Origin of the sequence: Pelotomaculum propionicicum, from assembly GCF_004369225.1 — a bacterium.
GTDB classification, from domain to species: domain Bacteria; phylum Bacillota; class Desulfotomaculia; order Desulfotomaculales; family Pelotomaculaceae; genus Pelotomaculum_B; species Pelotomaculum_B propionicicum.
Window position 1 is genome coordinate 1 of record NZ_QFFZ01000118.1, and the last position, 2,165, is coordinate 2,165.

Genomic DNA, 2,165 nt, shown 5'->3' on the forward strand with positions numbered 1-2,165 from the left:
TACTCGTCTTTGAAGTAGCGCAGGGTGGTCGCAATCGGGTTGGGGCAGGTCTGTCCCAGACCGCACAGCGCGCTGCTCTTAATTACCCTGCACAAACGCTCTAACGTGTCGATGTCTTCCATCTCGCCCTTGCCGTCGCAAATCCTCTGCAGTATCTCAAGCATCCGCTTGGTCCCTTCACGGCAGGGGGTGCACTTGCCGCAGGACTCAAGCTGGGTGAAGTTCAAGAAGAACTTGGCCACGTCGACCATGCAGGTGGTCTCGTCCATGACCACCAGACCGCCGGAACCCATGATCGCGCCGAGCGCGGTCAGTGAGTCGTAGTCGATCGGGGTGTCCAGGTGCGCTGTCGGTATGCAGCCGCCGGACGGGCCGCCGCTCTGCACGGCTTTGAATTCTTTGCCGTACTGGATGCCGCCGCCGATGGAGAAGATGATCTCGCGCAGGGTAATGCCCATGGGCACTTCCATCAGGCCGGTGTTGTTCACTTTGCCGGTCAGGCAGAACACTTTGCTCCCTTTGCTCTTCTCGGTGCCCATCGCCGCGTACCAGTCGCCTCCGTTGCGGATGATGAACGGCACGTTGGCATAGGTCTCAACGTTGTTTAATACGGTGGGCTTGCCGAACAGACCCTTGTGCGCCGGGAACGGCGGACGTACTCTGGGCATGCCGCGCAGCCCTTCGATGGAGTTTAAGAGCGCGGTCTCTTCGCCGCAGACGAACGCGCCGGCGCCGGCTTTAATCTTAATCCGGAAGTTGAAGCCGGAGCCAAGTATGTTGTCTCCCAACAGCCCGTGCTCTTCGGCCTGGGCTATGGCCATGTTCAGCCGCTTGATCGCCAGCGGGTATTCCGCCCGGCAGTATATATATCCTTCGTCGGCGCCGATGGCGTAGCCGCCGATCATCATGCCTTCCAGGACTGAGTGGGGGTCGCCCTCTAAGACCGACCTGTCCATGAACGCGCCGGGGTCGCCTTCGTCGGCGTTGCAGACGGCGTATTTCTTATCGCCCTGCGCGCCGTACACAAACGACCACTTGGTCCCGGTGGGGAAGCCGCCGCCGCCGCGCCCTCTCAGGCCGGACTTCTTGACTTCTTCTATCACTGCCAGCCGGTCCATGCCAAGGGCTTTTTCTATGCCCTCGTACCCGCCGGTGGCGATGTAGTCAACTATGCTCTCGGGGTTTGTCCGGCCCAGTCGCGAGGTTACTGAACGTACCTGCTTCTCGTAGTAGGGCGCTTTTTCCATGATGTCGATGCCCTCGTAAGGAGTGGCGCTGCCTGGAATCTGAAAAGCCGCCCACTCGTATACAGGGGTTTTGTTTACTATGTGGGTTTCTAAAAGCTTTTCTACTTTATCTGCAAATATGTCCCCATATAAGACGCTGGGCGCGCCGGCCAGGGCTATCTCCACCATCGGCTCGCGGTAGCACATGCCGATGCAGCTTGTAAAGTCGATGTCGACGTCAAGGCCGCGCGCGGCTACCTGCTCTTTGATGGCTTCCATCACTTTGTCGCCGCCGGCCGCGATGCCGCAGGTGCCGAGTCCGACTACGATGCGGGTCTTGCCGGTTTTCTGCTGGTATTGTTCTTTATATTTGGCGCGTATTTGATCAAGATTTTGCATGTTTCTCTCCACCTCCTCTACTCGTAAGAGTCGAATATGCCGCCTACCTGTTTGGGCACCAGACGGCCGTGCGTGTCGTCGTTAATCATCATGCACGGCGACAGGCCGCAGGCGCCGATACAGGCTACTGTCTCCAGGGTGAACTTCAGGTCGTCGGTGGTCTCTCCGTGCCCTACCCCCAGGTGTTCCTTGGCCGCCTCGAAAATCTTGGAGCCGCCGCGTACGTGACAGGCTGTGCCCAGACATACCCGGATGATGTTCCGGCCGCGGGGTTTTAAGTGAAACTGTGCGTAAAAGGTGCATACCCCGAACACTTTGCTGAATGGTATGCGCAGTTCTTTGGCGATCTGCTGAAGCACTTCTTTCGGCAGGTAGCCGTAAATGTTCTGGGCTTCCTGCAGTACCGGGATCAGTCCTCCTTTGTAATCGCGGTACTGGTCAAAAAGCTTTTGCATTGCAGCTTCCTTGGTTTGGTCAGCTTGTTCGCCGCATGTACAGGATGCCAATTACTACTCCCCCTCTCTTTCGTCCCTCTATTTG

Annotated in this window: 2 protein-coding genes; both read right to left on the reverse strand. The window is 57.9% G+C overall.

The window, feature by feature from the left end; all coding sequences use genetic code 11:
• Window positions 1–1,625: NADH-quinone oxidoreductase subunit NuoF (nuoF, locus tag Pmgp_RS19090; RefSeq protein WP_134216251.1), on the reverse strand; the 1,625-nt coding region annotated here is incomplete at its 3' end.
• A gap of 17 nt (window positions 1,626–1,642) precedes the next feature.
• Entirely contained in the window at window positions 1,643–2,131 is a 489-nt protein-coding gene (nuoE, locus tag Pmgp_RS19095) for an NADH-quinone oxidoreductase subunit NuoE (RefSeq protein WP_134216253.1), read from the reverse strand.
• Between the last annotated feature and the right edge of the window lie 34 nt (window positions 2,132–2,165).